This window comes from Actinoallomurus acaciae (assembly GCF_042429965.1).
Classification (GTDB): Bacteria; Actinomycetota; Actinomycetes; order Streptosporangiales; family Streptosporangiaceae; genus Actinoallomurus; species Actinoallomurus acaciae.
The window spans coordinates 1-1,884 of the sequence record NZ_JBHLZP010000918.1 but is presented as its reverse complement, the minus strand read 5'-3'; the positions used below and the strand labels follow the sequence as shown (position 1 = coordinate 1,884).

Below are 1,884 nucleotides of genomic sequence, written 5' to 3'. Positions count from 1 at the left end.
CCGGCGGACGGGCACGATCTCGTCCTCCAGCACGCTCGTCAGCGGACCGATCGCCTCGCGGCTGTCCAGACCGCCGAGCGCGGACGCGGCCCTCACCCGGACGCGCCAGTCGGGGTCGGTCAGCGCGACCTCGCCCAGCTCGGGGGCGGCGCGCAGCACGGCGAGGCCGCGGACGGTCTCGGCCCGGGCGTCGTCCTCGCGGCTCAGGGCCTGAGTGTAGATCTCCCAGGCGGCGGCGCGCATGGCGCGGACCAGTTCGGCGGCGACGGCGCGGACGTACGGGTCGGGGCCGTTCGTCTCCGCGTCCACGAGTGCGCGGACGCCCTTCTCGCCGATCAGCACCTCGCGCTCGTCGATGAGGGCGTCGGCGGCGGCGCGGCGTACGCCGGGGTCGGGGTCGGCTAGCGTGCGGGCCAGCGCGTTGCCGGTCTCTTCGCTGAGTGTGGGCTCGTCCACGGGCAGGTCGATGACGGTCATGGGATCCTCCGGAGCTGATGCGGCGATCGGGCGCGGGGCGATCACCGGCGACACAGCGAGCTGGCCTGCCGCCGCAGGTCGACGTGCAGTCGCGCGATCAGCGGATCTCTCCGGTACACGGTTTCGATCGTGAAGGAGAAGCCCTCTATTGTCAATCGGTTAGGTAGGGAACTCAGGTCTTCTCGAGGTACTCCGCGCGTTCCGCGTCGACGAGCGTGGCCAGCTCGGCCGCCAGCGCGGGATGGTCGCGCAGCTCCGGGTCGGCCTCTACGAGCGTGGTCGCCTCGGCGCGGGCCTCCTTGATGATCTCCTCGTCGCGCAGCAGCGTGAGCAGCCGCAGGCTCGACCGCCGGCCGGACTGGCTCTCGCCGAGCACGTCGCCCTCGCGCCGCTGCTCCAGGTCGATGCGGGACAGCTCGAACCCGTCGAGCGTCGAGGCGACCGCGTCGAGGCGCTCACGCGCCTTGGACTCCTCCACCGCGTCGGTGACGAGCAGGCACAGGCCAGCGTGCCGGCCGCGGCCGACCCGGCCGCGCAGCTGGTGCAGCTGGGAGACGCCGAACCGGTCGGCGTCCATGACGACCATGACCGTGGAGTTGGGCACGTCGACGCCGACCTCGATCACGGTGGTGGCGACCAGGACGTCCAGCTCGCCCGCCGCGAACCGGCGCATCACCGCGTCCTTCTCATCCGGGTGCATCCGGCCGTGCAGCACGTCGACCCGCAGGCCGTGCAGCGGGCCCTCGCTCAGCTTGGGCGCGACGTCGAGCACCGCCAGGGGCGGGCGCCGGGCGCCGTCGTCGTCCTCGTCCTCGGGGACGTCCTCCGGCGAGGCGGGCTCCTCGTCGCCGATGCGCGGGCACACGACGTACGCCTGGCGCCCCTGGGCGACCTCCTCGCGGATGCGTTCCCAGGCGCGGTTCCAGTAGGCGCGGTTGGCGGACGGCACGACGTGCGTGGCGATCGGCGAACGGCCGGCGGGCAGCTGGGTCAGCGCCGAAGTGTCCAGGTCGCCGTAGACGGTCATCGCGACGGTGCGCGGGATCGGCGTCGCGGTCATGACGAGGACGTGCGGGCGCCCGCCGGTGGCCTTCTCCCGCAACGCGTCGCGCTGCTCGACGCCGAAGCGGTGCTGCTCGTCGATCACGACGAGGCCGAGGTCGGCGAACTGCACGTGCTCCTGGAGCAGCGCGTGCGTGCCGACGACGATGCCGGCCGCGCCCGAGGCCGCGTCGAGCAGGCCCTCACGGCGCGCCTTGGCCCCCTGCGAGCCGGTCAGGAGGGCGACGCGTGTGGCGTGCTCGGCGCCGCCGAGCCGCCCGGCCTCGGCGAGCGGCCCGAGCATCGCGACGATCGAACGGTGGTGCTGCTGGGCCAGCACCTCGGTCGGCGCGAGCAGCGCCGCCT

Annotated in this window: 2 protein-coding genes; both read right to left on the bottom strand. The window is 73.8% G+C overall.

The genetic code is table 11. From position 1 onward, the window contains the following. Positions 1-477, bottom strand: a 477-nt coding sequence (locus tag ACFFNX_RS48885) for a HEAT repeat domain-containing protein (RefSeq protein WP_378213302.1), incomplete at its 3' end; no start/stop codon positions are given. Between the two features lie 172 nt (positions 478-649). Then, a partial coding sequence (locus tag ACFFNX_RS48880) for an ATP-dependent DNA helicase RecG (protein WP_378213301.1) occupies positions 650-1,884 on the bottom strand: 1,235 nt, incomplete at its 5' end.